The organism is Citrobacter sp. Ct235 (assembly GCF_030332305.1).
Lineage (GTDB): Bacteria > Pseudomonadota > Gammaproteobacteria > Enterobacterales > Enterobacteriaceae > Citrobacter_A > Citrobacter_A telavivensis.
The window spans coordinates 1-321 of record NZ_JAOWIC010000020.1 but is presented as its reverse complement, the minus strand read 5'-3'; the positions used below and the strand labels follow the sequence as shown (position 1 = coordinate 321).

Sequence of the window (321 nt, the reverse complement as noted above, 5' to 3'; positions counted from 1 at the left end):
CTTATAGAGCAGACCGGCGATAACACCCTGACGTTAATGGATAAAGGTTATTACTCACTGGGGCTGTTAAATGCCTGGAGCCAGGCGGGAGAGCACCGCCACTGGATGATCCCGCTCAGAAAGGGGACGCAGTATGAAGAAGTCAGAAAACTGGGTAAAGGCGACCATCTGGTAATGCTGAAAACCAGTCCCCAGGCACGAAAAAAGTGGCCGGGTCTGGGCAGTGAGATGACAGCCCGCCTGCTGACAGTGACGCGCAAAGGAAAAGTCTGCCATCTGCTGACGTCGATGACGGACGCCATGCGTTACCCTGGTGGAGAA

The 321-nt window shown here is 54.5% G+C and carries 1 protein-coding gene; it reads left to right on the top strand.

Translation table 11 applies throughout. The features are described 5' to 3' along the window. On the top strand, window positions 1-321 hold a 321-nt coding region (locus OGY35_RS01060; RefSeq protein WP_353655470.1), incomplete at both ends, for a transposase.